The organism is Pseudomonas sp. PA-6-3C (genome assembly GCF_021605825.1).
Lineage (GTDB): Bacteria > Pseudomonadota > Gammaproteobacteria > Pseudomonadales > Pseudomonadaceae > Aquipseudomonas > Aquipseudomonas edaphica.
The window spans coordinates 80,887-106,871 of sequence record NZ_WKDV01000007.1; the positions used below are offsets into that span (position 1 = coordinate 80,887).

Sequence of the window (25,985 nt, forward strand, 5' to 3'; positions counted from 1 at the left end):
GAGGGCTTTCGTACAGCTCAAGTTCACTTTGACAGGCATCAAACACGGGATTTTATGTTTCATCAGGCGCGGCAGGCGCGATGACCGTTCATCTGTGCTAGCATCACCCGCTTGGCTATTTCCAGGCGCGCCCATTGCCGCCTTGCCATGTTTTTTGAGTTCACTCCAGTCACTCTGGTTCGATTATCGGTTGGCCGAAAGGCTCCTGCCGCTGTAAGGCAGGCGTTCATCATTGAACGGCCTGGTGTTGGATCTTGTACTGGCTCATCCCAACCCACGTGACCTTTGGTAGGGGTCACCACTAGGAGAGGAGGCGCCATGCCAACTATTACTCTTCCCGACGGCAGTCAACGTTCATTCGATCATTCGGTTTCCGTAGCCGAGGTCGCCGCATCCATTGGTGCAGGTCTTGCCAAGGCCACCGTGGCCGGCAAGGTCGACGGCAAGCTGGTTGACGCCAGCGACCTGATCACTGGTGATGCCAGCCTGCAAATCATCACGCCCAAGGATCAAGAGGGGCTGGAGATCATTCGCCACTCTTGCGCGCACCTGATTGGCCATGCGGTCAAGCAGCTGTACCCAACGGCAAAAATGGTGATCGGCCCGGTCATTGACGAAGGCTTTTACTACGATATCGCCTATGAGCGTCCTTTCACTCCGGACGACCTGGCCGCTATCGAAGCGCGCATGCACGCGCTGATCGAAAAAGATTACGACGTGATCAAGAAGGTCACGCCGCGCGCCGAAGTGATCGACGTGTTCACCGCCCGTGGCGAAGACTACAAGCTGCGTCTGGTGGAAGACATGCCGGACGAACAGGCCATGGGCCTGTATTACCACGAAGAATATGTCGACATGTGCCGTGGTCCGCACGTGCCGAACACACGCTTCCTCAAGTCGTTCAAGCTGACCAAGCTGTCCGGTGCCTACTGGCGCGGTGATGCGAAGAACGAACAATTGCAGCGGATCTACGGCACGGCCTGGGCTGACAAGAAGCAACTGGCGGCCTACATCCAGCGCATCGAAGAAGCTGAAAAGCGCGACCACCGCAAAATCGGCAAGCGCCTGAACCTGTTTCACCTCCAGGAAGAAGCGCCGGGCATGGTGTTCTGGCACCCGAACGGCTGGACCCTGTACCAGGTGCTCGAGCAGTACATGCGCAAGGTTCAGCGCGACAACGGCTACCTGGAGATCAAGACGCCTCAGGTTGTTGACCGCAGTCTGTGGGAGAAATCCGGGCACTGGGCCAACTACGCCGACAACATGTTCACCACGCAGTCGGAAAACCGCGACTACGCCATCAAGCCAATGAACTGCCCATGCCACGTGCAGGTGTTCAACCAGGGCCTGAAGAGCTACCGCGAGTTGCCGATGCGCCTGGCCGAGTTCGGTGCCTGCCACCGTAACGAACCGTCGGGTGCGCTGCACGGCATCATGCGTGTGCGTGGCTTCACCCAGGACGACGCCCACATCTTCTGCACCGAAGAGCAGATGCAGGCTGAATCCGCCGCGTTCATCAAGCTGACCATGGATGTTTATCGCGATTTCGGTTTCACCGAAGTCGAAATGAAACTGTCCACTCGTCCGGAAAAACGTGTTGGTTCCGACGAACTGTGGGACCGCGCTGAATCTGCACTGGCCGCTGCGCTAGACAGCGCGGGCCTTGCGTACGATCTGCAGCCGGGTGAGGGCGCCTTCTACGGTCCGAAGATCGAGTTCTCGCTGAAAGATTGCCTTGGTCGCGTCTGGCAGTGTGGTACCCTGCAGCTCGATTTTAACCTGCCGATCCGTTTGGGAGCCGAATACGTCTCCGAAGATAACAGCCGCAAGCACCCGGTTATGCTGCACCGGGCGATCCTCGGCTCGTTCGAACGGTTCGTCGGTATCCTGATCGAGCACTACGAGGGTGCATTCCCTGCGTGGCTGGCTCCGACCCAGGCAGTGATCATGAATATCACTGATAAACAGGCCGATTTTGCCGCTGAAGTTGAAAAAACTCTCAACGAAAGCGGATTTCGTGCCAAGTCCGACTTGAGAAATGAAAAGATCGGCTTTAAAATCCGCGAGCATACTTTGCTCAAGGTTCCCTATCTTTTGGTTATCGGAGATCGGGAAGTCGAGATGCAGACTGTCGCTGTGCGTACTCGTGAAGGTGCTGACCTGGGCTCGATGCCCGTCGCCCAGTTCGCTGAGTTCCTCGCGCAAGCGGTTTCCCGGCGTGGTCGCCCAGATTCGGAGTAATTATTATTAAGCGTGAAATGAGACAAGATAAACGAGCTGCACCGAAAGCCCCGATCAACGAGAATATCTCGGCACGCGAGGTTCGGTTAATTGGCGCTGACGGCGAGCAGATTGGCATCGTCTCGATTGATGAAGCGCTTCGTATTGCTGAAGAGTCCAAATTGGACCTGGTGGAAATCTCCGCCGATGCAATCCCACCTGTTTGTCGGGTGATGGACTACGGCAAATCGATCTTCGAGAAGAAGAAACAGGTTGCCGCAGCGAAGAAGAACCAGAAGCAGATTCAAGTAAAAGAAATCAAGTTTCGTCCAGGGACGGAGGAAGGGGATTACCAGGTAAAACTGCGCAACCTGGTACGTTTCCTGAGTGATGGGGACAGGGCCAAGGTATCCTTGCGATTCCGCGGCCGTGAGATGGCCCACCAGGAGCTGGGGATGGAACTCCTCAAGCGGGTTGAAGCTGACTTGCTCGAGTACGGTTCGGTCGAACAGCATCCTAAGATGGAAGGACGCCAGCTTATTATGGTCATCGCCCCGAAAAAGAAGAAGTAATCAACAGGGCACGGCAGGCCTTCTGATTATGTTTATCAACTGAATGCGGAGTACCGAACATGCCAAAGATGAAAACTAAAAGTGGTGCTGCTAAGCGGTTTCTGAAAACTGCTAACGGTATCAAGCACAAGCACGCTTTCAAGAGCCACATTCTGACCAAAATGTCGACCAAGCGTAAGCGTCAACTGCGCGGTAGCAGCTTGCTGCATCCGTCTGACGTGGCAAAAGTCGAGCGCATGCTGCGCCTTCGTTAATTTTAGTCAAGAATAGAGGAATAACTCATGGCTCGTGTAAAGCGTGGCGTCATTGCCCGTAAGCGTCACAAAAAAATTCTGAAACTTGCTAAAGGCTACTACGGCGCGCGTTCACGCGTATTCCGTGTTGCCAAGCAAGCGGTAATCAAGGCAGGCCAATACGCCTACCGCGACCGTCGTCAGAAAAAACGTCAGTTCCGCGCTCTGTGGATCGCTCGTATCAATGCTGGTGCACGTGTTAACGGTCTGTCCTACAGCCGTTTCATCGCTGGCCTGAAAAAAGCGTCCATCGAAATCGACCGTAAGGTTCTGGCTGAACTGGCCGTGAACGAAAAAGCGGTGTTTGCTGCGATTGTCGAGAAAGCTAAAGCCACCTTGGCTTAAGTACCCCCGACAGTCACCTTGGGCTGCTCCTGTAGCCCAAGGTGGTAAACGTCATAAATAGGGGAAGAGCCTTCAAGCTCTTCCCCTATTTTGTATCTGGAGTCTGTACATGGAAAACCTGGATGCGCTCGTTGCCCAAGCTCTTGAGGCTGTGCATAGCGCTGAAGATGTAAATGCCCTGGAGCAAATCCGGGTTCACTACCTTGGCAAAAAAGGTGAATTGACTCAGGTGATGAAGACCCTGGGGAATTTGCCGGCTGAAGAGCGTCCGCAAGTCGGCGCGCTGATCAACGTCGCCAAGGAGCGTGTCACCGAGGTGCTCAATGCGCGCAAGGCGTCGCTCGAGGAGGCCGATCTTGCGGCCAAGCTCGCCGCCGAGTCCATTGACGTCACCTTGCCTGGTCGTGGCCAGGCCTCGGGCGGTCTGCATCCGATCACCCGGACTCTGGAACGTATCGAGCAGTTCTTCACCCATATCGGTTACGGCATTGCCGAAGGCCCCGAGGTCGAAGACGACTATCACAACTTCGAGGCGCTCAACATCCCAGGCCATCACCCGGCCCGGTCGATGCACGACACCTTCTATTTCAACGCGAACATGCTGTTGCGCACCCATACCTCGCCGGTACAGGTCCGCACCATGGAAGCGAACAAGCCGCCGATCCGCATCGTCTGCCCAGGCCGTGTGTACCGCAGCGACTCTGATATCACCCACTCGCCGATGTTCCACCAGGTCGAAGGCCTGCTGGTCGATCGCGACATCAATTTCGCCGACCTCAAAGGCACCATCGAAGAGTTCCTGCGGGTGTTCTTCGAGAAAGAGCTGGCGGTGCGTTTCCGTCCATCGTTCTTCCCGTTCACCGAGCCATCCGCTGAAGTCGACATGGAATGCGTGATGTGCAGCGGCAAAGGCTGCCGCGTCTGCAAGCAGACCGGCTGGCTGGAAGTGATGGGCTGCGGCATGGTTCACCCTAACGTGCTGCGCATGTCCGGGATCGACCCGGAAGAGTTCTCGGGCTTTGCCTTCGGCATGGGCGTTGAGCGCCTGGCCATGCTGCGTTACGGCGTGAACGACTTGCGTCTGTTCTTCGACAACGACTTGCGGTTCCTCGCGCAATTTCGCTAGTCGTAACGAATCTTTAGGAGAGCAGGATGAAATTCAGTGAACAATGGCTGCGTGGCTGGGTAAGCCCGCAGGTAGATCGCGACGAGCTGGTTGCTCGTCTGTCGATGGCCGGCCTTGAGGTCGATAGCGTAACGCCGGCCGCCGGTGTTTTCACCGGCGTGGTGGTGGGCGAGGTGCTGAGCACCGAGCAGCACCCCGATGCCGACAAGCTGCGTGTGTGCCAGGTCAGCAATGGCGTGGAAACCTTTCAGGTCGTGTGCGGAGCGCCAAACGTGCGCCCGGGCCTGAAGATTCCGTTTGCCATGATCGGCGCCGAACTGCCGGGCGACTTCAAGATCAAGAAAGCCAAGCTGCGTGGCGTTGAGTCCAACGGCATGCTGTGTTCCCAGGCCGAGCTGCAAGTCGGCGAGGGCAACGATGGCCTGATGGAACTGCCGGCCGATGCGCCAGTGGGTCAGGACATTCGCGTTTACCTGGAACTGGAAGACGCCAGCATCGAGGTCGACCTGACCCCGAACCGGGGTGACTGCCTGTCCCTCGCCGGTCTGGCCCGTGAAGTGGGCGCGCTGTACAACGCCCCGGTCACCCGCCCGGTGGTGGCCGCAGTCGCTGCAGTCCACGACGAAGTGCGCCCTGTCGACGTACTGGCGCCAAACGCCTGCCCACGTTACCTGGGTCGTGTGATCCGCAACGTCGACCTGTCCAAGCCAACCCCGCTGTGGATGGTTGAGCGCCTGCGTCGCGCCGACGTGCGCAGCATCGATGCCGCCGTGGACATCACCAACTACGTGATGCTGGAGCTGGGCCAACCGCTGCACGCCTTCGATCTTGCCGAAATCAATGGCGGCATCCGTGTGCGCATGGCCGAAGAAGGCGAGAAGCTGGTATTGCTCGACGGCCAGGAAGTCAGCCTGCGCGCCGACACCCTGGTAATTGCCGACCATTCCCGCGCCCTGGCGATTGCCGGCGTGATGGGTGGCGAGCACAGCGGCGTGTCCGAAACCACCCGCGATATTTTCCTTGAGAGCGCATTCTTCGACCAGATCGCCATCGCTGGCAAGGCCCGTTCCTACGGCCTGCACACCGATGCCTCGCACCGCTACGAGCGTGGTGTGGACTGGAAGCTGGCCCGTGAAGCCATGGAGCGCGCCACTGGCCTGCTGCTGGAAATCACTGGCGGCGAAGCCGGCCCGATCACCGAGACCGTCAACGAGCAGTTCCTGCCGTCGATTGCACCGATCACCCTGCGCGCCAAAAGCGTCGAGCAAATGCTTGGCCTGGTGATTGAACCTGCGCAGATCGAGCAACTGCTGTCCGCACTCGGCCTGGGTATTTCCGCCGGTGGGGAAGGGCAGTGGCACGTAGAAGTGCCAAGCCATCGTTTCGACATCAGCCTGGAAGTCGACCTGATCGAAGAACTGGCCCGCCTGTACGGCTACAACCGCCTGCCGGTTCGCTACCCGCAAGCGCGCCTGGCACCGCAACCCAAGGCCGAGGCGCGTGCGCACCTGCCAGAGTTGCGTCGCCTGCTGGTTGCCCGTGGCTACCAGGAAGCGGTGACTTATAGCTTCATCGATCCAAAGCAGTTTGAGCTGTTCAACCCAGGTGTTGAGCCGTTGCTGTTGGCTAACCCGATCTCCAATGACATGGCCGCCATGCGTTCGTCGCTGTGGCCGGGCCTGGTCAAGGCACTTTCCCATAACCTGAACCGTCAGCAAGACCGCGTGCGCATGTTCGAAAGCGGCCTGCGTTTTGTCGGCCAGCTCGACGGTCTGAAGCAAGAGCCGATGCTGGCGGGTGTTGTCTGCGGTAGCCGCCTGCCAGAAGGCTGGGCACAGGGCCGCGATGGCGTGGACTTCTTCGACGTTAAAGCCGATGTGGAAGCGGTGCTGGGCTTTGCCGGTGCACTGGATGACTTCACGTTTGTGTCTGGTAGCCACCCGGCATTGCACCCGGGCCAGACTGCACGTATCGAGCGCGAAGGGCGTTTGGTGGGTTTTGTCGGTGCTATCCACCCTGAGCTGTCGAAAACCTTGGGTCTGGACCGTCCGGTCTTTGTTTTTGAGCTGGTTCTGGCTGAAGTGGCGTCGGGCAAGATGCCTAAATTCAGCGAGTTGTCGCGCTTCCCTGAAGTGCGTCGTGACCTCGCGCTGATCGCCGACCGTGAAGTGGCCGCCACTGCCGTTCTGGACGTAATCCGTGAAAATGCAGGGGAATGGCTGACAGACCTCAGGCTATTTGACGTCTATCAGGGTAAAGGCATTGATCCGCATAGAAAAAGCCTTGCAGTTGGCTTGACCTGGCAGCATCCATCGCGCACTCTTAATGACGATGAGGTGAATACCACGACACAAAATATCCTCACCTCGCTCGAACAAAGGTTGAACGCCACGTTAAGGAAGTGACGTATGGGGGCTTTGACGAAAGCTGAGATGGCGGAACGTCTGTACGAAGAGTTGGGTCTGAACAAACGCGAAGCCAAGGAATTGGTCGAGCTGTTCTTTGAAGAAATTCGGCACGCTCTGGAAGACAACGAACAGGTCAAATTGTCCGGTTTCGGCAATTTTGACCTGCGGGACAAACGCCAGCGGCCTGGCCGCAATCCAAAAACGGGAGAAGAAATCCCGATCACGGCTCGCCGTGTGGTCACCTTTCGTCCAGGGCAGAAGTTGAAGGCCCGAGTTGAGGCTTATGCTGGAACCAAGTCATAACGACGAGCTACCCGTCATCCCAGGCAAACGCTACTTCACCATTGGTGAAGTCAGCGAGCTCTGTGCGGTCAAGCCGCACGTGCTGCGCTATTGGGAGCAGGAGTTTCCTCAACTCAACCCCGTCAAACGCACCGGGAACCGTCGGTATTATCAGCGCCAGGATGTGCTGATGATCCGACAGATCCGTGCGTTGCTGTACGACCAGGGGTTCACCATCAGCGGCGCGCGTCAGCGTATGTCCGGTGATGAAGCCAAAGACGACACCACCCAATACAAGCAAATGATCCGCCAGATGATCTCCGAACTCGAAGATGTGCTGGTGGTGTTGAAGAAGTGATACAAGCTTTTAAAATACTTCCACATTTCAAAAGCTTGCGGTATATTCCGGATCGCTTCGTTACGAAGCAAACCCAGTAACACGCCTAGTCGGGGCGTAGCGCAGTCCGGTAGCGCACTAGCATGGGGTGCTAGGGGTCGAGTGTTCGAATCACTCCGTCCCGACCATATTCTCGATCAAGCCCAATCTGAAAAGGTTGGGCTTTTTCATGTGCGCGTTTTTTGGGGAACGCCCCAATTTTTCACCCTTGTACCGTCTGCCATACCCAAGCGCATCCCTAAGCAGGCAGTACTCTTATACGGTTTTTCGGCGCTTTAGAATGAAAGTATCCGAGATGAAAGGTTGCATAAAGCACCCAGCATCTTGGAGAAACTCATGAGTTGTGAACAGCAAACCCCTACCACCCATGCGCGTGGCATTGATGTGTCGCGCTGGCAAGGCGAGATCGACTGGCGTCGCGTCGCGTCAGCCGGTGTCACCCATGCCATTGTGAAGATGACCGAAGGGGGCACCTACACTGACCCTCGGTTTGCGACGAATTTTGCCGGGATGCTGGCCCAGGGTTTGACTGCGGGGGTTTACCACTACTTTCGTGCACTGAGCAGTACCCCCGGCGAACAACTGGCCAATATTCGGCAGCGGATCTGCGAGGCCAACTTCGAGGTCGGGAAGCACATCCTGGCCATTGATGTAGAAACCTCGCGCAACGAAACGGCGAGCGCGGATCAGATGGCCGATGCCTTGTACGAACTGGTAATGCTGCTCAGCACGCAGGTGCTCGATGGCGCCCATCCATACATCTACACGTCACCCAGCATCTGGGCTGACCGTGTGGCGTGGCGCAAGTACGATTTCAGCCCGTGCCCGTTGTGGATCGCCCACTGGGATGCCAAGCAGCCGACAGTGCCCGAAACCTGGCGTAGCCACGGCAAGCGCTGGCACTGGTGGCAGCACAGCAGCAAAGGCCAGGTCGATGGCATTCAAGGTGCCGTGGATCTGGATTGGATCAAGCGCTGAAGGCTTCAGCCAGCCGAACGCCCGCGCTGGCTGAGGTACTCCACAAACGGCCCGATATCCGTACTGCACAGCAAATGCGCCACCTCACGCACCTCAGCCTCCGGCCAGTCCCACCAGGCGGATTGCTCAAGGATCAGCCGAGTCGGTTCATCAAAACGCCAGCGGATATGTTTGGCCGGGTTGCCGCCCACAATGGCGTAAGGCGCCACATCCTTGGTCACAATCGCGCCTGCCGCCACGACTGCGCCATTGCCGATCGTCACGCCCGACAGAATCTTCGCGTGGGAGCTGATCCAGCAATCATTGCCAATGATCACGTCGCCTTTGCTGCCACCAAAGTCGGTAATGTGCGCGAGGCTTTTCATCTTGGCGGGGAAGGGGTAGCAACTGAGCCAGTCGGTGCGATGATGGCCGCCCAAATACACTTCCACATTGCCGGCAATCGAGGTGTAGGCGCCGACACGCAGGGTCGTGCCTTCATGCCAGTCGTGCACCTTCAAATCGCCGTAGGTGCCTATGCCAAAGCTGTAGTTTGGATAGCGGTTGCGCAGTTTTTGCGTCGAGCGCTCCAGCGGGGAGAGCGCGCGTAGTGCCTTGCGCGCTTTTTTTTCGCGCCATTTACGCAATAACTTCATGCGGTGAGCCTTTATGCAGAGATTGAAATCAGGCGACATCGTGAGCAATGGCTGCCCTCTATGCAAGACGAAGGCTTTATCTGCTGAAAAAAATCGCCAACCCCTGTCCCTTTTTTGCGCCTCGCCTGTCATTCCAGGCAAGTGAACAAAATCGAGAGCTTCTCCCCATGCCCGCAGTCCGACCCATGCGCTTGCGCCCGTTGCTGAACCTGAGCCTGATGCTGAGCCTCAGTGCCAGCCCGTTATTTGTCCCGCTCAGCTATGCCGAAGACAGCACCGCCCGCCGCAGTTACCAGGTGCCGGCCGGTAGCCTGAGCGCCGCATTGACCCGCTTCGCCGGGCTCGCCGGGGTCAACCTGTCGGTGGACCCGGCGCTGGTCAGCGGTCGCAGCAGCGCCGGCTTGTCGGGTGAATACGGCGTGGAGGAGGGCTTTGCGCAGTTGCTGACGGGCTCGGGCCTGCAATTGCAACCGATGGGCACGCAGGCCTACAGGCTGATGCCGGTGCCGGAAAGCGGCAGCCTGCAACTGGCACCCACGTCCATCGTCGGTACCACTGGGTTGGCCGATGGCGATACCTATGCCGGTGGCCAGGTGGCGCGGCGTGGCTCGCAAGGCCTGCTCGGCTCACGGGACTTTATGGAAACCCCGTTCAGCATGACCACCTATACCGCCGAGGCGGTGAAGAACCAACAGGCGCGTACCCTCGGCGATCTGGTCGCCAGCGACCCTTCGGTGCGCGCCACCAACCCGGCGGGCGGGCGCTACGAGCAGTTCACCATTCGCGGGTTCAGCCTGTTCAACAGTGATGTGGCTTACAACGGCCTCTATGGCGTACTGCCGACGTACACCATCGACATGGAAATGGCCGAGCGCGTCGACATCCTCAAAGGCCCGAGCCAGTTGATCAACGGCATCTCGCCGCGCGGCAGCGTGGGCGGCGGGATCAACGTGGTGCCCAAGCGCGCTACCGACATGGACATTACCTCGCTGACCGGCACCTGGGCGTCCGGCAGCCAGGCCGGTGGCGCGGTGGACGTGGGGCGGCGCTTTGGTGAGGACAACAAGTTCGGCATCCGTTTCAACGGCGTGAAGCAGTCCGGCGATACCGAATGGGATCACCAGAGCGTCGACCGTGAAATGGCGGTGCTGGGCCTGGATTTTCGCGGTGAGCGCCTGCGCCTTTCCACGGATATCGGCCACACCGAGCGCGCCACCGATGCGCCGCAGGAACGTGTACAAGTCGGCGCCAATGCCCGGGTGCCGAGCGCCAAAGACGTACGGCATAACTACGCACAGCCGTGGAGTAAAGCCCGCACCGATGACACCTTCGGCACGGTTAACGGCGAGTTCGACCTCAGTGACAGCGTGATGCTGTATGGCGGCGTCGGCGCGCGTAAAAGCAACCACGACTTCTTGCGTCACGCGGTGTCCGTCACCAACAACGCCGGGGATTTCAGCGTATTGCCACGGGATTTCACCCGCGATGAAAACGTGCGCACCGCTACCGCCGGGGTGCGCAGTTGGTTGCATACCGGGCCGGTCAGCCATGAGATCAACCTGGCGGCCAGCTACTTCTACATGGACTTTGAAAACGGCGGCGCCCGTTACGCGGCGGCGCCGAGCAACCTGTACAACCCGGTAGAAACCCCAACCCCTTCACGGCCAACACGCCTGGATTCCAAGGTCTACACCGAGAACCGCTTCAGTGGCGTGGCGCTGTCCGATACCCTGGGCTTTTTCGACGAGCGTTTATTGCTGACCCTCGGCGCGCGCTGGCAGCGGGTCAAGGTCGACGACTGGACCGACAACGTCAAAGGCGCTACGGCCTACGATGAGGAAAAAGTCTCGCCCTCCGGCGGCATCCTGTTTAAAGCCACCGACAAACTGTCGCTGTACGCCAACTACATGGAAGGCTTGAGCCAAGGCAAAATCGCGCCGTCGACCTCGATCAACGAAGATGAAATCTTCCCGCCGTTTGTCAGCCGTCAGGTTGAAGTGGGTGCCAAATACGACGCCGGCGCGTTTGCCATGACGGCGGCGGTGTTCCGTATCAAGCAACCGGCCTACGAAACCAACGCCACTACGCGGGTGTTCTGGCCCAATGGCAAACGCCAGAACGACGGCGTGGAACTGAGCGTGTTCGGCGAGCCGCTCAAGGGCGTGCGCTTGCTGGGCGGCGTGATGTACATCGACAGCGAACTGACCCACACCACCAACGGTACTTTCGACGGCAACCGCGCCCCGGCCACGCCCAAGTACAACGTCAACCTGGGCGCCGAATGGGATGTGCCGACGGTGGAAGGCCTGACCCTGACCAGCCGGGGTATCTATTCCAGCTCGCAGTACCTGGACCAGTCCAACGTCAAGGAAATCGACGCCTGGACACGCCTTGACGTCGGTGCGCGCTATGCCTTCAAGGTCGACGATAAGCACATCACTTTGCGCGCGAATGTCGAGAACGTCGCCGATAAACGCTACTGGAGTTCAGCGGGTGCTTCGGATGACAGTGAGCCGGGCCTGACCCTGTCCACGCCGCGCACGTATTTGCTGTCGGCCACGGTGGACTTCTAAACGCAACGATCACGAGGGGAAGGCCAATGTGGGAGCTGGTTTGCCTGCGATACAGGCACCTCGGTCTGTCAGTAAGACCCGGTCGATGCTATCGCAGGCAAGCCAGCTCCCACACAAGCCAGCTCCCACACAAATCAGCTCCAATTAAGCCTGCTCCCACATCGCCCCGGCCACACCCCAGACTCACCACGTTAATAAGAATGTTTTTTGATTGCATCGCCTCAATATGGAATAGTACCCGCCGTTTTCCCCGGCCCGTCCAGCCGGGGTGTTTTAACGCCGAGGTCTTTGTCATGCGAATGTTGCGCTCCATCCCGACCCTTGCCGCCTGCCTCCTGGCGTTGTCTTCCAGCGTGTTGAACGCCGCGCCCATCGACCTTAATGATGGCCAGCACGCGGTGCACCTGCCGGATGCGCCCAAGCGCGTGGTGGTGCTGGAGTTTTCCTTTCTCGACAGTCTCGCCGCCATAGACGTTACGCCGGTCGGCGCTGCGGACGATGGCGATGCCAACCGCGTCTTGCCGCGTGTGCGCCAGGCCATCGGCCAATGGAAGTCGGTGGGCTTGCGTTCGCAACCGAGCATCGAAGAAATCGCCCGGCTCAAGCCGGACTTGATCGTCGCCGACCTCAATCGTCATCAGGCGTTGTACAGCGACTTGGCGAGCATCGCGCCGACCTTGTTGCTGCCATCACGTGGAGAAGATTACGAAGGCAGCCTTAAATCCGCCGAACTGATCGGCACGGCCCTGGGCAAAAGCGCGCAGATGCACGCGCGCATCGCCCAGAACCGTGAACACTTGCAGGCCATTGCCAAGCAGATTCCGGCGGGTGCCAGCGTGTTGTTCGGGGTTGCCCGTGAAGACAGTTTTTCCGTACACGGGCCTGACTCCTACGCCGGCAGCGTGCTGCAAGCCATCGGCCTGAAAGTGCCGTCGGTACGCGCCAAGGCTGCGCCGACTGAATTTGTCAGCCTGGAACAATTGCTCGCGCTTGACCCTGGCTGGTTGCTGGTCGGTCACTATCGACGCCCAAGTATCGTCGACACCTGGAGCAAGCAGCCGTTGTGGCAAGTGCTCGGTGCGGTGCGTAATCATCAAGTGGCCGAGGTCGATGGCGACAGTTGGGCGCGTAACCGAGGTGTATTGGCGTCGGAGCAAATCGCTGAAGACACCCTGGCGATTCTCAAGGGCGGCAAAGCCGTATTGAGCCAATAACCGTGCAGCGCAGTTTCGCGGCGGCAGGCATTGTGCTGCTGGGTGCCGTGTTGTTCTGGTACTCGTTGTACAGCTGGTCGCCGTTCACCATCACTGCGACGGATGCCTGGAACGGCCTGGTTCATCAGGGCAGCATTGGCGGCAATATGGCCTATATCGTGGCGCAGCTGCGCGTGCCGCGTGCGTTGTGCGCGGCGTTGGTCGGTGCCTGTCTGGGGCTGGCCGGTGCACTGATGCAAGGCATCACCCGCAACCGCTTGGCATCGCCTTCATTGTTTGGCGTGACGGCCGGCGCGGCATTGGGATTGGCCTTGTTTTCCACCGGTTTGGTTGCGCCGCCCTTTGCCGGGGGCGCCTTGTTGATGACCTGCCTGGGCGGCGCGCTGGCCTGGGTCACGGTGTTCAGCCTCGGCGGCGCGTGGTCGCCGACCACCGCGCAAGGTCGGTTGGTATTGGCCGGTGTGGCGGTTGCGGCGCTGTGCGCGGCCTTGACCCGGCTCACGGTGATTCTGGTCGAGGCCCAGGCCCAAAGCGTGCTGAACTGGCTGGCCGGGTCGCTGGCCAATGTGGGTGCGGCCCAGGTGCAACTGCTCTGGCCGTGCACGCTGATCGGCGGCGTGTGGGCGCTGTGGTGTGCGCCGCGCCTGAACCTGATCAACCTCGGCGAAGACGCCGCGCGCTCGTTGGGCGTCGGTATCGCCAGCCTGCGCTTGCAGGTGTTTGTCGCCAGCTTGCTGTTGGTGGGCGCCAGCGTGTGCGCGGTCGGCCCCATTGGCTTTGTCGGGCTGATCGCGCCCAATATCATTCGCCAGTTTCTCGGTAACGACTACCGCTGGCTGATTCCGCTCAGCGCGGTGTTGGGCGCGGTGATCGTGCTGGGCGCCGACTTGCTCAGTCGCGCGGTGGCCTTTCCAGTGGAAACCCCGGCGGGTGTGGTCACTGCTTTGATCGGCGCACCGTTCTTCCTGTTTCTTGCCAGGCGCACCCTATGATTCGGCCACGATTACGTTTATGGCTGCTGCTGGGCTTGCTGCTGGTGGCGTTGCTGGCGAGCCTCAGCGCCGGTACGGTGTGGCTCAAACCTGCCACCGTGCTGGAGCGCCTGCTGGCCCACGATGCCCTCGATTTTGAAGTGTGGAACCACCGCCTGCCACGCAGCCTGATCGCCATTCTGGCCGGCTGCGCCTTCGGCCTGGCCGGTGCGATTGTGCAGGGCGTGATCCGCAACCCGCTGGCCTCGCCGGAAATTCTCGGCGTGACCCAGGGCGCCGGGCTGGCGCTGACCGTGGCGATCATCAGCTGGCCACACCTGCCGATTGCCTGGCTGCCACTGGTGGCCTGCCTGGGCGGTGCCGGTGGGGCCTTGCTGCTGGCGCTGTACAACACCGGCGTGAGTTTTTCCGGGGTGCGTTTTGCGCTGTCGGGGGTGGCGATTGCGGTGACCTTGTCCAGCGTCACCGAGTTTTTGATCCTGTCCCATCCGTTGGATATCAACACCGCGTTGCTCGCGCTGACGGGCAGTTTGTGGAGCCGCAATTGGCACCATGTGGCGCTGGTGCTGCCTTTTCTGCTGTTGATCCCGCTGGGCCTGTGCCTGGCTAAACCCCTGAACCTCATTGCTCTCGGCGATGAGGCCGCCCACAGCCTGGGCACTGCGCTTGGCCGTACCCGCTGGTGGGCGATGGCCTGCGCGGTGGTGCTCACCAGCCTGGGTGTCGGCGTGATCGGGCCGATTGGTTTTATCGGCCTGGTCGCACCGCACATGGCGCGGCGCCTGGTGGGTGGGCATCACCAGTACCTGCTGCCGGCTGCGATGCTGATTGGCGCGTTATTGCTGGTGCTGGCCGACACGCTTGGACGCACGTTGATTGCGCCCAGCGAAATCCCGGCGGGCGTGCTTACGGCGGTGATTGGTGCGCCGTATTTTCTTTGGTTGCTGGCACGGTTCAAGGGTTGATGACATGAGTATTTTGCAGGCACACCAACTCGACATCGGCTATGGCGCCACGCGCATTGTGCAGGGCCTCTCGTTCGTACCGCCGACAGGTCGCGTCACCGCGCTGATCGGCCCCAACGGCTGCGGCAAATCCACCTTGCTCAAGGCGTTTGCGCGCATCCTCAAGCCGACCCAGGGCGAGTTGACCCTGGATGGCCACGCCTACGCCAGCTTGTCCGCTCGGCAACTGGCGCGGCAGATCGCATTTTTACCGCAGGTATTGCCGGTGCCGGAAGGTGTCAGCGTGCGCCAGTTGGTCGCCTACGGCCGCAGCCCGCATAACTCGTTGTGGGGGCGCCTGAGCGGCAACGATCAAGCCCAGGTGACCCAGGCCATGCAGCGCCTGGAGCTGGACAGCCTGGGCGACCGCGCGTTGGCGGATTTGTCCGGCGGCCAGCGCCAGCGCGCCTGGCTGGCCATGGTGCTGGCACAGAATGCGCCAGTGGTGTTGCTCGACGAACCCACCACTTACCTCGACATCAGCCATCAGGTGGAACTGCTCGACCTGATGGGCGAACTGGCCGCCGAGGGCAAAACCGTTATCACCGTACTGCACGACATCAACCAGGCCTGCCGCTACGCCGACCACTTGGCGGTGATGCACGCCGGCAAGCTGGTGGCTGACGGCCCGCCCGCCCAAGTGATCAGCGCCGAGCTGATGCGCCAGGTGTTCGACGTGCAAGTGCAGATCATGCAGGAGCCGGTTGCCGGCACGCCAATGTGCCTGGTGGAAAAAAGCACTCGCATCCACGCCTGACCCTGTTCGCTCTCACGCACTAATGCTCGTTCCCACGCTCCGCGTGGGAATGCAGCCCGTGACGCTCCGCGTCACAAGGTTGCAGGGCGGGACGCGGAGCGTCCCATGAGGCATTCCCACGCGGAGCGTGGGAACGATCAGCAGGAAAACATTATTTATATGAATAAAGTTATTCGCTAATAATGAAAGTAGAGAATATTAGCTTATACCCAAATAGCATTATATTTTTAAAATCCATTCCGTTATGTTTGATCGCAACAGCCTACCCCTGACCTCGGATGGTACCCAGCGTGATTCAGATTCTGCGCGCCATAACCGGGTAAAGACCCCGCGGCAGAATCGTTGGAAGGGAGTTCAACGTATGTTGCCGATTCAAAACCCTCGCTCACTCCACACCTAGTTCCCCATCGCAGCGACACCCTGAAAAACGAGCACCGCGCCCGCCGCGCGACTGCCCGACTTCGCGATTCGGAAAGCCTGGAGTGGTCATGAAGCAAGTTTTACCCCCCACCGCCGCACTCACGCTGGCCCTGTTGGCCGGCACTGCATCCGCCCAGGACGACAGCACCTTGTCCACCGTGGTGGTCACCGGCAACCGTGGCGCCGAGCAGCGCACCGTCACCAGCAGCCCGGTGCCGATCGATGTGGTCAGCGCCAGGCAACTGCAAAGCACCGGTAAGCCTGGCTTGATGGAAGCCTTGAGCGCGGTGATCCCGTCGCTGACCCTGCCTGAAAAAACCGGCTGGGACGCCAGCGGCATTGCCCGTGCGCCCAACCTGCGCGGCTTGAGTGCTGCCGAAGTGCTGGTGCTGGTCAACGGCAAACGTCGCCACACCAGCGCCACGCTGAACATCAATGGCATCAACACCGGCGCGGCACCGGCCGACCTGGATTTGATCCCCATCAGTGCCATCGACCATGTGGAAGTGCTGCGCGACGGCGCCGCCGCCCAGTACGGCTCGGATGCCATCGCCGGGGTCATCAATGTGATCCTCAAGGCTGATACCAGCGGCACCGCCGTCACCAACGTCGGTCAGGGCTACGACGGCAAGAAGCAAACCGTGCAACAAAGCCTCAACAAGGGGTTTGAAATCGGCAACGGCGGCGTTGTGCAGTTGGCCCTGGATGCGCGCAGCCAGAATGACGACAACAAAGCCAGCGCCAACGGCTACACCTATGAGCAAGCCTACAACCAGGCCGGCAGATCGACCTACGGCGGCTATGGCACGCCCAAGACCAACCTGCTGACCCTGGGCTACAACGCCGAGCTGCCGATTGATGACAGCCTCAGCCTGTATTCCTTCACCACCTATTCGCGGCGCAAGGCCGAGCAGGGGCAGAACTACCGCCTGCCGACCATCACCAACACCATCACCACCGGGCCGAATGGCTACCCGGCTGGTTACACGCCGACCTGGTATATCGACGAAGACGATTTCCAGGCCGCGTTCGGCGGCAAAGGCACCGTCGGCGCGTGGGACTGGGACCTGTCCACCACCTACGGGCGCAACGAGGCGGAACAGGGCACCACCCACAACCAGAACCCGTCGCTGGGCGAGTACACGCCCAACAGCTTCACCTCTGGCACCTGGATTTCCACCGAGCTGACCACCAACCTCGACTTCAAGCGTGGCTTTGATGTCGGCCTGCAAAAACCGTTGGACCTGTCCTACGGCTTCGAACATCGGCGCGACACCTATGAGGTGCAGGCGGGTGACTACGCGTCTTATGCCAATGGCGGCTACTGCGTGGCGCCCGGCAACTGCGCGTCATCCGGGGCGCAGGTCACCAACGGCATTTCGCCGGATGAAGAAAGCAGCGCCTCGCGCAACAGCCTCGCCAGTTACGTCGATGTGGGCTTCAACCCGCTGCCGGACTGGTACATCGGCACGGCCTTTCGCTACGAGCATTACAACGAAGGCGTCGGCGCAACCCGCAGCGGCAAACTGACCACACGCTACGATTTCACCCCGCAATTTGCCGTGCGCGCCACCGTCAGTAACGGCTTTCGCGCGCCGTCCCTGGCCAATAGCCTGTTCAGTGCGCGCTCCACCACTTATGGCGTGGTCGACGGCGTGTATCAGTCGATCAACTACGGCGTATTGCCGGTGGGTTCGGCGGCGGCCAAGGCCCTCGGCGCCCAGGAGTTGAAGCCCGAGCGCTCGACCAACTTCAGCCTGGGTTTCACCCTTACGCCCACCGACCGCCTGAACTTCACCGCCGACGCCTACGTGATCAACCTGCGCGACCGCATCACCCTGACCGGCACCTTGCTCGGCCCCGAAGTCACCCAGGTACTGCAAAGCAACGGCATCAACTCCACCTCCGGCGGCCAGTACTTTATCAACGGCGCCGACACCCGCACCAAGGGCGTGGATCTGGTCAGCAACTACAACCAGGACCTCGGCCAGTTCGGCGCCTTGAAGTGGACCGCCGCGTTCAACTGGAACCAGACCAAGATCCTCAACTACAAGGCGTCCACCGATATCCTCGGCACGCCCTATGACCTGATGGACCGCCAGGCCCGTGGCCTGATCACCGATGTGCAGCCCAAGACCAAGCTCATCCTCGGCGGCGACTGGAGCATAGACCGCTTCAACCTCAACCTGGCCCTGACCCGCTACGGCGCCTACAAAGAGGTCAATTCCTCGGCCAATCGCGATCTGGACCGGGTTTACAACGCCCGCTGGATCACTGACCTCGACCTTGGCTACAACCTCACCAAAGCCCTCAACATCGCCGTCGGCGCCAAGAACCTGTTCGACCTTTACCCCAAGAAACAAGGCGTGCCGAGCAGCACCATGCTCGCCAGCTACGGCACTTATTCGCCCTACGGTTTTACCGGCGGGTACTACTACACCCGGCTGACTTACGCCTTCTAAGGCCGCAACCCGCGAGGAATAGAACATGCCCATTGTCGCCAAATCCTATGACCTGATCGACGAGGTCAGCCCGGTTCGCCAGCGCCGCGTTGCAACGCCCATCAAGGCCCTGCAAGTGGTTCCCGCCCGCCACCCGTGGCGCTGGGCCGGGTCGATCTTCGCTGCGCTGGTGCTGCTCGCTATCGTGCATTCACTGGCCACCAACCCGCGTTGGGAGTGGGGCGTGTTCGGCCAGTGGTTCTTTTCTGTCTCGGTGCTGCGTGGCCTCGGCCAGACGCTGCTGCTGACGCTGCTCAGTACCGTGTTCAGCATCCTCTTCGGCACTGCATTGGCGCTGGCACGGCTGTCGGGCTCGCCATTGCTGGCGGCGTTGGCCTGGGGCTATATCTGGTTTTTCCGCTCGATGCCGGCGCTGCTGGTGCTGATCATCCTCTACAACTTTGCCTACCTGTATGACCACATCGTGCTCGGCGTGCCGTTCACCCGCGTAGTGTTCGCCGAGTGGTCGACCGTGGATGTGCTCAGCCAATTCACCGTGGCGGTGTTGGGCCTGAGCTTGATGCAGGCAGCCTATGCGGCGGAGATCATTCGTGGCGGTTTGATTGGCGTGGATGCCGGCCAGCATGAAGCGGCGGCGGCCCTCGGTTTGCCGGCTTCGCGACGGATTTTTCGCATCATTCTGCCCCAGGCGCTGCGCTCGATTTTGCCGTCGGGTTTCAACGAAATCATCGGCCTGGTCAAGGGCACGTCCATCGTCTACGTGCTGGCTCTGCCGGAGCTGTTCTACACCGTGCAGGTCATCTACAACCGCACCCAGGCGGTGATCCCGCTGCTGGTGGTGGCGACCGTGTGGTACCTGATCATCACCACGGTGCTGACCAGCGCCCAGTACTACGTCGAGCGCCACTTTGCGCGCGGTACGGCGCGGGTACTGCCGCCCACACCGCTGCAACGCCTGCGCGGCTGGCTCAAGGAGAAAACCCATGGCTGAAGCACGCGCCGGGCGCATTCAGATCCAGGGCGTGGGCAAGCGCTTTGGCAACCAGCAGGTGTTGAAAGACATCGACCTGACCATCGACCCAGGCAAGGTCACGGTGATTCTCGGGCCGTCCGGCTCGGGCAAATCCACCTTGCTGCGCACCATCAACCACCTGGAAAAAATCGACAGCGGGCACATCACCATCGACGGTGAATACGTCGGCTATCGGCGCAAGGGTGACCTGCTCTACGAATTGAAAGAACGCGAGATTCTCAAGCGCCGCATCGACGTGGGTTTTGTGTTCCAGAACTTCAACCTGTTCCCGCACCTCACCGCCTGGGAAAACGTCGCCGAGGCACCGCTGGCGCACAAGCGCTGGAGCAAGGCCGGGGCGCAGGCCAAGGCCTGCGAGCTGCTGGCCAAGGTCGGCCTGGCCGACAAAGTCGATGCCTACCCACGGCAGCTCTCCGGCGGCCAGCAACAGCGCGTGGCTATCGCCCGCGCCCTGGCGCTGGATCCCAAAGTGCTGCTGTTCGATGAACCCACCTCAGCCCTCGACCCGGAGCTGGTGGGCGAAGTGCTCGACGTGATCAAAGGCCTGACCCAACTGGGTGTGACCCTGGTGATCGTCACCCACGAAATTGGGTTTGCCCGCGAAGTGGCCGACCACGTGGTGTTCCTGTGTGACGGTCAACTGATCGAAGAAGGCCCGCCCGAACAGATGTTTCGCCAACCCCGACATCCCCGCACCGTGGCCTTTCTGGGCAAGGTGCTTTAGTTCAAGGAGTGACTGCCCATGTTCATCAATACTGCCCGCGTGGCCTTGCTGACGCTTGCCGTCGGTGCTGCGCAAACCGCGTTCGCCGTGCAACAGGTGGATTTCAGCCCCGACCGTGTGCGTATCCATGTACCGCGCAATGAAGCGGCGATTGCGCAGATCCCGCCGGGCTTCAAGTTCGCCCAGCCCGGCAAATTCACCGTGGCCGTGTCCGGCGTTGCCGGGCCGCCGCTGGCGCTGTTGGCCAATGACGACAAGACCACCATTGGCAGCGAAGCCGACACCGCGCAGCTGGTGGCCGACAGCCTCGGCCTGCAACTCAATGTGGTGCAGACCAGTTGGGAGGATTGGCCGCTGGGCGTCAGCTCCGGCAAGTACGACGCGGTGATCAGCAACGTCACCGTGACCGAGGCGCGCAAGAAGCGTTTTGACTTCGCCACCTATCGCCAGGATGTGCTCGGCTTTTACGTCAAGAGCACCAACAAAATCACCGAGATCAAACAGGCCGCCGACATTGCCGGGCTGAAGATCATCGTCGGCTCCGGCACCAACCAGGAAAAGGTCTTGCTGGCCTGGAACGAGGCCAATGAAAAGGCCGGTATCAAGCCTGCGCTCCTGCAATACATCGACGACCAGGCCGCCGCGCAACTGGCGGTGCAGTCCGGTCGCAGCGATGCGCTGTTCGGGCCTAACTCGGTGTATGCCTATTCGGCGGCGGTCACCGGTGGCATCAAGCGGGTGGGTACGGTGAACGGCGGCTGGCCGTTGAAGGCCGATATCGCCGTGACCACCCGCAAGGACAACGGCCTGATCCAGCCGATTCACACCGCCCTGCAAGGCGCGATTGCCGGCGGCCAATACGAACAGGTGCTGCAACGCTGGGGCCTGGACATCGAGCGCGTCGACACCTCGCTGATCAACCCACCGGGCCTGCCGGACTAGGAGCATCGACATGGGACTGACACGCCGTGAAGCGCTGTCGAGCATCGCCGCTGTAGGCGGCGAAAAGGCCGTCAAGGATGCATTGGCGGTATTGGGTTTGGGGCCGTCGTCACATCGCCGCCCGCAACCGCTGAAACTCAACGCGGGCCTGGGGCAGGGCACTCGTGTGCTGGTGCTGGGCGCCGGGATTGCCGGGTTGGTGACGGCCCTGGAACTCAGCCGCGCCGGGTTCAGCGTACAAATACTGGAGGCCCGCAACCGCGTGGGCGGGCGCACCTGGACCCTGCGCAATGGCGACCGCGTGGACTACAAGGACGGCCGCACGCAAACCGTAGCGTTTGATAACGGCCTGTATTTCAACGCCGGTCCCGCCAGGATTCCGAGCCAGCACCGCACGCTTCTCGACTATTGCAGCGAGCTGGGTGTGCCGTTGGAAGTGCTGGTCAACAGCAGCCACGGCGCCCAGGTGCGGCCCGACCTGCAACAGCCGGCGTTCACCGTCGGCCAGGCGATCAATGACACCCGCGGGCATTTGTCCGGCTTGCTGGCCAAAGCCGTGCAGCGCGATGCCCTCGATGATGTGTTGAGCAGTGAAGAGCGCACGCGCTTGCTGGCGTTTTTGCAGGTGTATGGCGATCTGTCGCAGGAACTGGCCTTTGAAGGCAGCTTGCGCTCCGGTCACCTGGAGTCGCCTGCCCACCCCGGCGCGCTGCCCGCCAGCCGCAGCCCGCTGGCGCTGGACCGGCTGCTGCATCCGGAGTTGTGGGGCGCGTTATTGCACACCGAATTCCCGGAATTTTCCGCCACCATGTTCCAACCCGTCGGCGGCATGGACCGCATCACCGACGCCTTCTACCAGCGCGTGCGTGAGCACGTGCAACTCGGCGCCCAGGTGCGGCAGATCCGCCAGCTTGAAGACGGCGTGGCGGTGACCTACCACGACCAGCTAAGCGGCCGCGAACAGGTGGTGCGCGCCGATTACCTGGTCTCGACCTTGCCGTTGCCACTGTTGGCCAAACTCGACACCGACTTCAGCGACCGGGTCAAAGCCGCCTTGCTCAGCACCCGCAGTGATCAGGCGACCAAAGTGGCGTGGCAATCGCCGCGCTTCTGGGAAACCGACTATCGCACCTACGGCGGCTTGTCGTGGATCGAACACCCGGCGCGCCTGCTGTGGTACCCCAGCAACGACCTCAACACCCGCGACGGTTTGTTGGTGGCCGGCTACGTGACCGGGGAGGGCGCCGACGTGTTTGGCGCCAAGCCGTTCGACCAGCAGTACGCCACGTCCAAAGAAGCCGTGGAACTGCTGCATCCGGGTTATTCAAAACACCTGCGCCACCCGCTGGCGGTGTCCTGGGAACAGATCCCCTACAGCGAAGGCCCATGGCTGCAACGCGAACACTTCCCGGCCGACGCCAGTGCCTTGCTGGAACAGGCCCACGGCCGCGTGTACTTCGCCGGCGACGGCCTGGTGCAAAGCGGTGTGGGCATCTGGCAGGAGTCGGCAGCCAACTCGGCGCGGCATGTGGTCGCGCAGCTGGCCGAGCGCGTTACCCAACAACAACAGATTGCGGCACTCGCCGCCTCCTGAGGAGCATCACCATGAGCGACAGCATCCAACGCACCAGCGTCGGCGATTTTCCCATCTCGCAAACCGTCACCGTACCGGCCTCCGCCAGCCTGATTTTCGTCAGTGGTACCTTGCCCGACCTGGCCGACCCGAACGTGCCAGGGGTTTACGGCAACACCGAAGTGCAGACGGTGTCGGTGTTCAACAAGCTGCGCAAGATCCTCCAGCAGCAAGACCTGGACCTGGGCGATATCGTGCAATTGCGCGTGTTTCTGGTGGGGGCCGAAGAGACCGACGGCAAGCTCGACTTTGCCGGGTTGCAGCGTGGTTACACGCAGTTCTTCGCCACGCCAGAGCAGCCGAACAAGCCTGCGCGCACGGCGTTGCAGGTGGTGGCATTGCCGTTGCCAGGGGCGCTGGTGGAAGTGGAGGCGATTGCGGCCAGAACGGCCTGACTCTATTGAATGCGCTGTTGTGGATAGCTTGCTTGCTGTGGCTTGTTGTGGCGAGCAGGCTTGCCCTGCGTTGGGGCGCGCAGCGGCCCTGAAACCAGGCGCTGAGTTCCTTCAGGAGAATCCCGGTGCCTTTACTGGGGCTGCTGCGCAGCCCAACGCAGGGCAAGCCTGCTCGCCACAACAAGCCTGCTTGCCACAATAAGCCACTAGCCACAACAAGCTGCTCACCACCATTGGTGGCAGGCCCGTGAACAGATCATCGGATTGTCAGTAACCGCATGTCACCTTTTTGTCGCTTGCAGTCTCTACTTTGTCTTGAGCGTTTTTATCTCAAGCACCCCAGGGATTGATTAGTGCCATGCCAACTCTCACCCGCCGCACCCTGCTGAAGGCCGCCGCCATCGGCTCCGCCTACACCCTGCTACCCGACTCCATCCGCCAGGCGCTGGCGATCCCCGCCAACAACCGTACCGGCACGATCATGGACGTCGAACACGTGGTTATCCTGATGCAGGAAAACCGCGCGTTCGACCACTACTTCGGCACCTTGCCCGGCGTACGTGGTTTCAGCGACCGCTTCACCATTCCGCTGCCGGGCGGCCGCAAAGTCTGGGAGCAACAGGGCAAGGGGCGGCGCGTATTGCCTTATCATTTGGACAGTTCACGCGGCAATGCCCAGCGTGTCAACGGCACGCCACATTCCTGGGTTGACGAACACGCCGCCTGGGGCAGCGGCCGCATGAATGCCTGGCCAACCTACAAGACCAACACGTCAATGGGCTATTACCGCGAGCAGGAATTGCCGTTCCAGTTTGCGTTGGCCAACACCTTTACCCTGTGCGATGCCTACCACTGTTCGGTGCACGCCGGCACCAACCCGAACCGGCTGTTCCATTGGACCGGCACCAACGGCCCGACCGGCGCCAATGTGGCTGCGGTGGTCAATGAATGGGACGGCCCTGGCGCAGTGAGCGTGGGTTACACCTGGAAAACCTACCCTGAGCGCCTGGAAGAGGCGGGCGTGAGTTGGAAGGTCTACCAGTTCTTGCCGGATAACTTTGGCGACAACCCGCTGGCTGGTTTTCGCCAGTACCGCGCCGCCAGTGTTGCGGCCGGCAACCCGGCGGAACCACCGAAAGACTTCAAGGCCTTTGTGCCCTACAGCGATCAACTCAACGCCCGTGTGCCGTTGTACAAAGGCAACGGCAACACACTGCCATCGGCAAACGGCAGTGACCTGGAAGCGATCATCCAGGGCTTTCGCGATGACATAAAAAACGGCCGCTTGCCTCAGGTGAGCTGGCTGGTCGCCCCGGCCAATTACTCCGAACATCCTGGGCCTTCCAGCCCGGTGCAGGGTGGCTGGTTCACCCAGGAGATTCTCAAGTCGCTGACTGAAAACCCGCAGGTGTGGAGCAAGACTGTATTGCTGGTCAACTACGATGAAAACGACGGTTTCTTCGACCACGTCCCTTCACCGTCAGCCCCGTCCAAGCGTGCCGATGGCAGCTTTGCCGGCAAATCCACGGTCAAGTTCGACAGCGAAATCTTCACGCACCCGGCGCCGCCCGGCACCACGCAACAGCCTGCGCCTGACGGTGGTGTTTACGGCCCTGGCCCGCGGGTGCCGATGCTGGTGCTGTCGCCCTGGAGCCGCGGCGGTTGGGTCAACTCCCAGGCGTTCGATCACACCTCGGTGCTGCAATTTCTGGAGAAGCGCTTCCAGGTGCGCGAGCCCAATATCAGCGCCTGGCGACGCGCCGTATGCGGCGACCTCACCTCGGCGTTCAACTTCGTCAACCCCAACACCGAGTTGTTGCCGCCACTGCATGAAACCACCCGCCGGGCGGCGGATTTGCTGCGCCAGCGCCAGGAACAACTGGCCCAGGTTGTGGTGCCTGCTGAAGGTCGGCAACAGGCGCCGCATCAGGCGCGCATGGCTCGGCCATCCCGTGCGTTGCCATACCAGTTGAACGTCGAAGGTGACGTTGATCGTCGCGCCGGTGAGCTGACGTTGAACTTCTTCAACCATGGCGAACAGGGCGCGGTCTTCCACGTCTACGACCGACTGCACCTGGAAGACATCCCGCGGCGCTACACCGTTGGCGCCGAACAGCACCTCAGTGATACCTGGCCAGTGGCTGGCGGCTATGACCTGTGGCTATTGGGGCCGAACGGCTTTCACCGATCATTCAAGGGTGATCTGCAACGCCGCGAACCCGAACTGTCAGTGGCTTATCAAGGCGATAGCGTGCAACTGACAGTGATCAACCCCAGCAAGCATCCGGCCTCGGTGACGATCAAGCGCTGCCCTTACACCCATCAAGGCCCATGGCTGCTGGAGATTGCTGGCCACAGCTCGCAGCAACGCACATTCTCCCGTCAGCCGAGCGGTGGCTGGTATGACTTCACCGTGCGTAATGAGCATGGCTGGGTGCGCCGGGTGGCGGGGCGGGTTGAGACGGGGGCGCATAGCATCAGTGACCCGTTGATGGGCAAGCCGGTGTAGCAAACCCTGAGGCGGCGGATAGCGTTGAACCGATCCGCTGCCTTTGGCCGGGAGTTAGTATTTTGAGAAAT

Annotated in this window: 22 protein-coding genes and 1 tRNA gene; 22 read left to right on the forward strand and 1 reads right to left on the reverse strand. The window is 60.8% G+C overall.

Translation table 11 applies throughout. The features are described 5' to 3' along the window. The first annotated feature begins 318 nt into the window (after window positions 1-318). The 10 genes from thrS to GIW48_RS07235 all read left to right on the forward strand — a co-directional run bounded on the left by thrS (window position 319) and on the right by GIW48_RS07235 (window position 8,621). Window positions 319-2,241 carry a threonine--tRNA ligase gene (gene thrS / locus GIW48_RS07190; protein WP_017138778.1) on the forward strand — a complete coding sequence of 641 codons (1,923 nt, stop codon included), beginning with the start codon at window positions 319-321 and terminating at the stop codon, window positions 2,239-2,241. Continuing rightward, complete coding sequence (gene infC, locus GIW48_RS07195) at window positions 2,241-2,792, forward strand: translation initiation factor IF-3 (protein ID WP_015884933.1); 552 nt, start codon at window positions 2,241-2,243, stop codon at window positions 2,790-2,792. Before thrS ends, infC begins: the two co-directional genes overlap by 1 nt. A 59-nt stretch (window positions 2,793-2,851) precedes the next feature. After that, on the forward strand, window positions 2,852-3,046 hold the full coding sequence (rpmI, locus tag GIW48_RS07200) for a 50S ribosomal protein L35 (protein WP_002553160.1): 195 nt from the start codon (window positions 2,852-2,854) through the stop codon (window positions 3,044-3,046). 27 nt (window positions 3,047-3,073) lie between these two features. Further along, a complete protein-coding gene (rplT, locus tag GIW48_RS07205) occupies window positions 3,074-3,430 on the forward strand; it encodes a 50S ribosomal protein L20 (protein ID WP_003174975.1) in 357 nt (118 codons plus the stop codon). Between the two features lie 109 nt (window positions 3,431-3,539). Continuing rightward, window positions 3,540-4,556 carry a phenylalanine--tRNA ligase subunit alpha gene (pheS, locus tag GIW48_RS07210; protein WP_034117607.1) on the forward strand — a complete coding sequence of 339 codons (1,017 nt, stop codon included), beginning with the start codon at window positions 3,540-3,542 and terminating at the stop codon, window positions 4,554-4,556. Window positions 4,557-4,582: 26 nt separating this feature from the next. Then, a complete protein-coding gene (gene pheT / locus GIW48_RS07215) occupies window positions 4,583-6,961 on the forward strand; it encodes a phenylalanine--tRNA ligase subunit beta (RefSeq protein ID WP_236460741.1) in 2,379 nt (792 codons plus the stop codon). Between the two features lie 3 nt (window positions 6,962-6,964). Further along, on the forward strand, window positions 6,965-7,267 hold the full coding sequence (ihfA, locus tag GIW48_RS07220; protein WP_002553164.1) for an integration host factor subunit alpha: 303 nt from the start codon (window positions 6,965-6,967) through the stop codon (window positions 7,265-7,267). Beyond that, window positions 7,248-7,604, forward strand: coding sequence for a MerR family transcriptional regulator (locus GIW48_RS07225; protein WP_003219935.1), 357 nt, complete (start codon window positions 7,248-7,250; stop codon window positions 7,602-7,604). The genes ihfA and GIW48_RS07225 overlap by 20 nt, the downstream gene beginning before the upstream one ends. A gap of 90 nt (window positions 7,605-7,694) precedes the next feature. Beyond that, window positions 7,695-7,771 (forward strand) — tRNA-Pro (locus GIW48_RS07230). A gap of 208 nt (window positions 7,772-7,979) precedes the next feature. Then, window positions 7,980-8,621, forward strand: a complete 642-nt coding sequence (locus GIW48_RS07235; RefSeq protein WP_236460743.1) for a glycoside hydrolase family 25 protein — start codon at window positions 7,980-7,982, stop codon at window positions 8,619-8,621. 5 nt (window positions 8,622-8,626) lie between these two features. Here the strand turns inward: GIW48_RS07235 and GIW48_RS07240 are convergent, their stop codons facing one another. Further along, window positions 8,627-9,256 carry a CatB-related O-acetyltransferase gene (locus GIW48_RS07240; protein ID WP_236446538.1) on the reverse strand — a complete coding sequence of 210 codons (630 nt, stop codon included), beginning with the start codon at window positions 9,254-9,256 and terminating at the stop codon, window positions 8,627-8,629. A 167-nt stretch (window positions 9,257-9,423) separates the two neighbouring features. Here GIW48_RS07240 and GIW48_RS07245 point away from each other — a divergent pair, with 167 nt between their 5' ends. From GIW48_RS07245 to GIW48_RS07300, 12 genes are all read left to right on the forward strand, one after another. Continuing rightward, a complete protein-coding gene (locus tag GIW48_RS07245; RefSeq protein WP_236460746.1) occupies window positions 9,424-11,829 on the forward strand; it encodes a TonB-dependent receptor in 2,406 nt (801 codons plus the stop codon). Between the two features lie 299 nt (window positions 11,830-12,128). Next, window positions 12,129-13,043 carry a Fe(3+) dicitrate ABC transporter substrate-binding protein FecB gene (locus GIW48_RS07250; protein WP_419789519.1) on the forward strand — a complete coding sequence of 305 codons (915 nt, stop codon included), beginning with the start codon at window positions 12,129-12,131 and terminating at the stop codon, window positions 13,041-13,043. Window positions 13,044-13,045: 2 nt separating this feature from the next. Beyond that, window positions 13,046-14,035, forward strand: coding sequence for an iron-dicitrate ABC transporter permease FecC (fecC, locus tag GIW48_RS07255; RefSeq protein ID WP_170040382.1), 990 nt, complete (start codon window positions 13,046-13,048; stop codon window positions 14,033-14,035). Further along, window positions 14,032-15,000 carry an iron chelate uptake ABC transporter family permease subunit gene (locus GIW48_RS07260; protein WP_138450896.1) on the forward strand — a complete coding sequence of 323 codons (969 nt, stop codon included), beginning with the start codon at window positions 14,032-14,034 and terminating at the stop codon, window positions 14,998-15,000. The genes fecC and GIW48_RS07260 overlap by 4 nt, the downstream gene beginning before the upstream one ends. Before the next feature lie 4 nt (window positions 15,001-15,004). After that, window positions 15,005-15,796, forward strand: a complete 792-nt coding sequence (fecE, locus tag GIW48_RS07265; RefSeq protein ID WP_170040384.1) for a Fe(3+) dicitrate ABC transporter ATP-binding protein FecE — start codon at window positions 15,005-15,007, stop codon at window positions 15,794-15,796. 488 nt (window positions 15,797-16,284) lie between these two features. Beyond that, window positions 16,285-18,678 (forward strand): TonB-dependent receptor plug domain-containing protein, encoded by a 2,394-nt coding sequence (locus GIW48_RS07270; RefSeq protein WP_138450892.1) that lies wholly within the window; start codon window positions 16,285-16,287, stop codon window positions 18,676-18,678. A 25-nt stretch (window positions 18,679-18,703) separates the two neighbouring features. Beyond that, window positions 18,704-19,669 carry an amino acid ABC transporter permease gene (locus GIW48_RS07275; RefSeq protein ID WP_236461992.1) on the forward strand — a complete coding sequence of 322 codons (966 nt, stop codon included), beginning with the start codon at window positions 18,704-18,706 and terminating at the stop codon, window positions 19,667-19,669. Beyond that, on the forward strand, window positions 19,662-20,435 hold the full coding sequence (locus GIW48_RS07280) for an amino acid ABC transporter ATP-binding protein (protein ID WP_017138708.1): 774 nt from the start codon (window positions 19,662-19,664) through the stop codon (window positions 20,433-20,435). The genes GIW48_RS07275 and GIW48_RS07280 overlap by 8 nt, the downstream gene beginning before the upstream one ends. 18 nt (window positions 20,436-20,453) lie before the next feature. Beyond that, complete coding sequence (locus tag GIW48_RS07285) at window positions 20,454-21,377, forward strand: ABC transporter substrate-binding protein (protein WP_099549947.1); 924 nt, start codon at window positions 20,454-20,456, stop codon at window positions 21,375-21,377. Window positions 21,378-21,387: 10 nt separating this feature from the next. Continuing rightward, window positions 21,388-22,971, forward strand: a complete 1,584-nt coding sequence (locus GIW48_RS07290) for a flavin monoamine oxidase family protein (RefSeq protein WP_170040388.1) — start codon at window positions 21,388-21,390, stop codon at window positions 22,969-22,971. Between the two features lie 11 nt (window positions 22,972-22,982). Then, window positions 22,983-23,405, forward strand: coding sequence for a RidA family protein (locus tag GIW48_RS07295; protein ID WP_017138711.1), 423 nt, complete (start codon window positions 22,983-22,985; stop codon window positions 23,403-23,405). A 358-nt stretch (window positions 23,406-23,763) separates the two neighbouring features. Continuing rightward, window positions 23,764-25,914: a phosphocholine-specific phospholipase C gene (locus GIW48_RS07300; RefSeq protein ID WP_236461996.1), complete on the forward strand. Its 2,151-nt coding sequence runs from the start codon at window positions 23,764-23,766 to the stop codon at window positions 25,912-25,914. Window positions 25,915-25,985 lie beyond the last annotated feature (71 nt).

Coding starts and splice junctions, on each gene's coding strand:
- thrS (WP_017138778.1), top strand. CDS start 319: ATGCCAACTATTACTCTTCCCGACGGCAGTCAACGTTCATTCGATCAT.
- GIW48_RS07280 (WP_017138708.1), top strand. CDS start 19,662: ATGGCTGAAGCACGCGCCGGGCGCATTCAGATCCAGGGCGTGGGCAAG.
- GIW48_RS07295 (WP_017138711.1), top strand. CDS start 22,983: ATGAGCGACAGCATCCAACGCACCAGCGTCGGCGATTTTCCCATCTCG.
- GIW48_RS07240 (WP_236446538.1), bottom strand. CDS start 9,256: ATGAAGTTATTGCGTAAATGGCGCGAAAAAAAAGCGCGCAAGGCACTA.
- GIW48_RS07285 (WP_099549947.1), top strand. CDS start 20,454: ATGTTCATCAATACTGCCCGCGTGGCCTTGCTGACGCTTGCCGTCGGT.
- GIW48_RS07260 (WP_138450896.1), top strand. CDS start 14,032: ATGATTCGGCCACGATTACGTTTATGGCTGCTGCTGGGCTTGCTGCTG.
- GIW48_RS07300 (WP_236461996.1), top strand. CDS start 23,764: ATGCCAACTCTCACCCGCCGCACCCTGCTGAAGGCCGCCGCCATCGGC.
- pheS (WP_034117607.1), top strand. CDS start 3,540: ATGGAAAACCTGGATGCGCTCGTTGCCCAAGCTCTTGAGGCTGTGCAT.
- GIW48_RS07250 (WP_419789519.1), top strand. CDS start 12,129: ATGTTGCGCTCCATCCCGACCCTTGCCGCCTGCCTCCTGGCGTTGTCT.
- rpmI (WP_002553160.1), top strand. CDS start 2,852: ATGCCAAAGATGAAAACTAAAAGTGGTGCTGCTAAGCGGTTTCTGAAA.
- GIW48_RS07270 (WP_138450892.1), top strand. CDS start 16,285: ATGAAGCAAGTTTTACCCCCCACCGCCGCACTCACGCTGGCCCTGTTG.
- GIW48_RS07225 (WP_003219935.1), top strand. CDS start 7,248: ATGCTGGAACCAAGTCATAACGACGAGCTACCCGTCATCCCAGGCAAA.
- GIW48_RS07245 (WP_236460746.1), top strand. CDS start 9,424: ATGCCCGCAGTCCGACCCATGCGCTTGCGCCCGTTGCTGAACCTGAGC.
- GIW48_RS07275 (WP_236461992.1), top strand. CDS start 18,704: ATGCCCATTGTCGCCAAATCCTATGACCTGATCGACGAGGTCAGCCCG.
- ihfA (WP_002553164.1), top strand. CDS start 6,965: ATGGGGGCTTTGACGAAAGCTGAGATGGCGGAACGTCTGTACGAAGAG.
- fecE (WP_170040384.1), top strand. CDS start 15,005: ATGAGTATTTTGCAGGCACACCAACTCGACATCGGCTATGGCGCCACG.
- rplT (WP_003174975.1), top strand. CDS start 3,074: ATGGCTCGTGTAAAGCGTGGCGTCATTGCCCGTAAGCGTCACAAAAAA.
- GIW48_RS07235 (WP_236460743.1), top strand. CDS start 7,980: ATGAGTTGTGAACAGCAAACCCCTACCACCCATGCGCGTGGCATTGAT.
- pheT (WP_236460741.1), top strand. CDS start 4,583: ATGAAATTCAGTGAACAATGGCTGCGTGGCTGGGTAAGCCCGCAGGTA.
- GIW48_RS07290 (WP_170040388.1), top strand. CDS start 21,388: ATGGGACTGACACGCCGTGAAGCGCTGTCGAGCATCGCCGCTGTAGGC.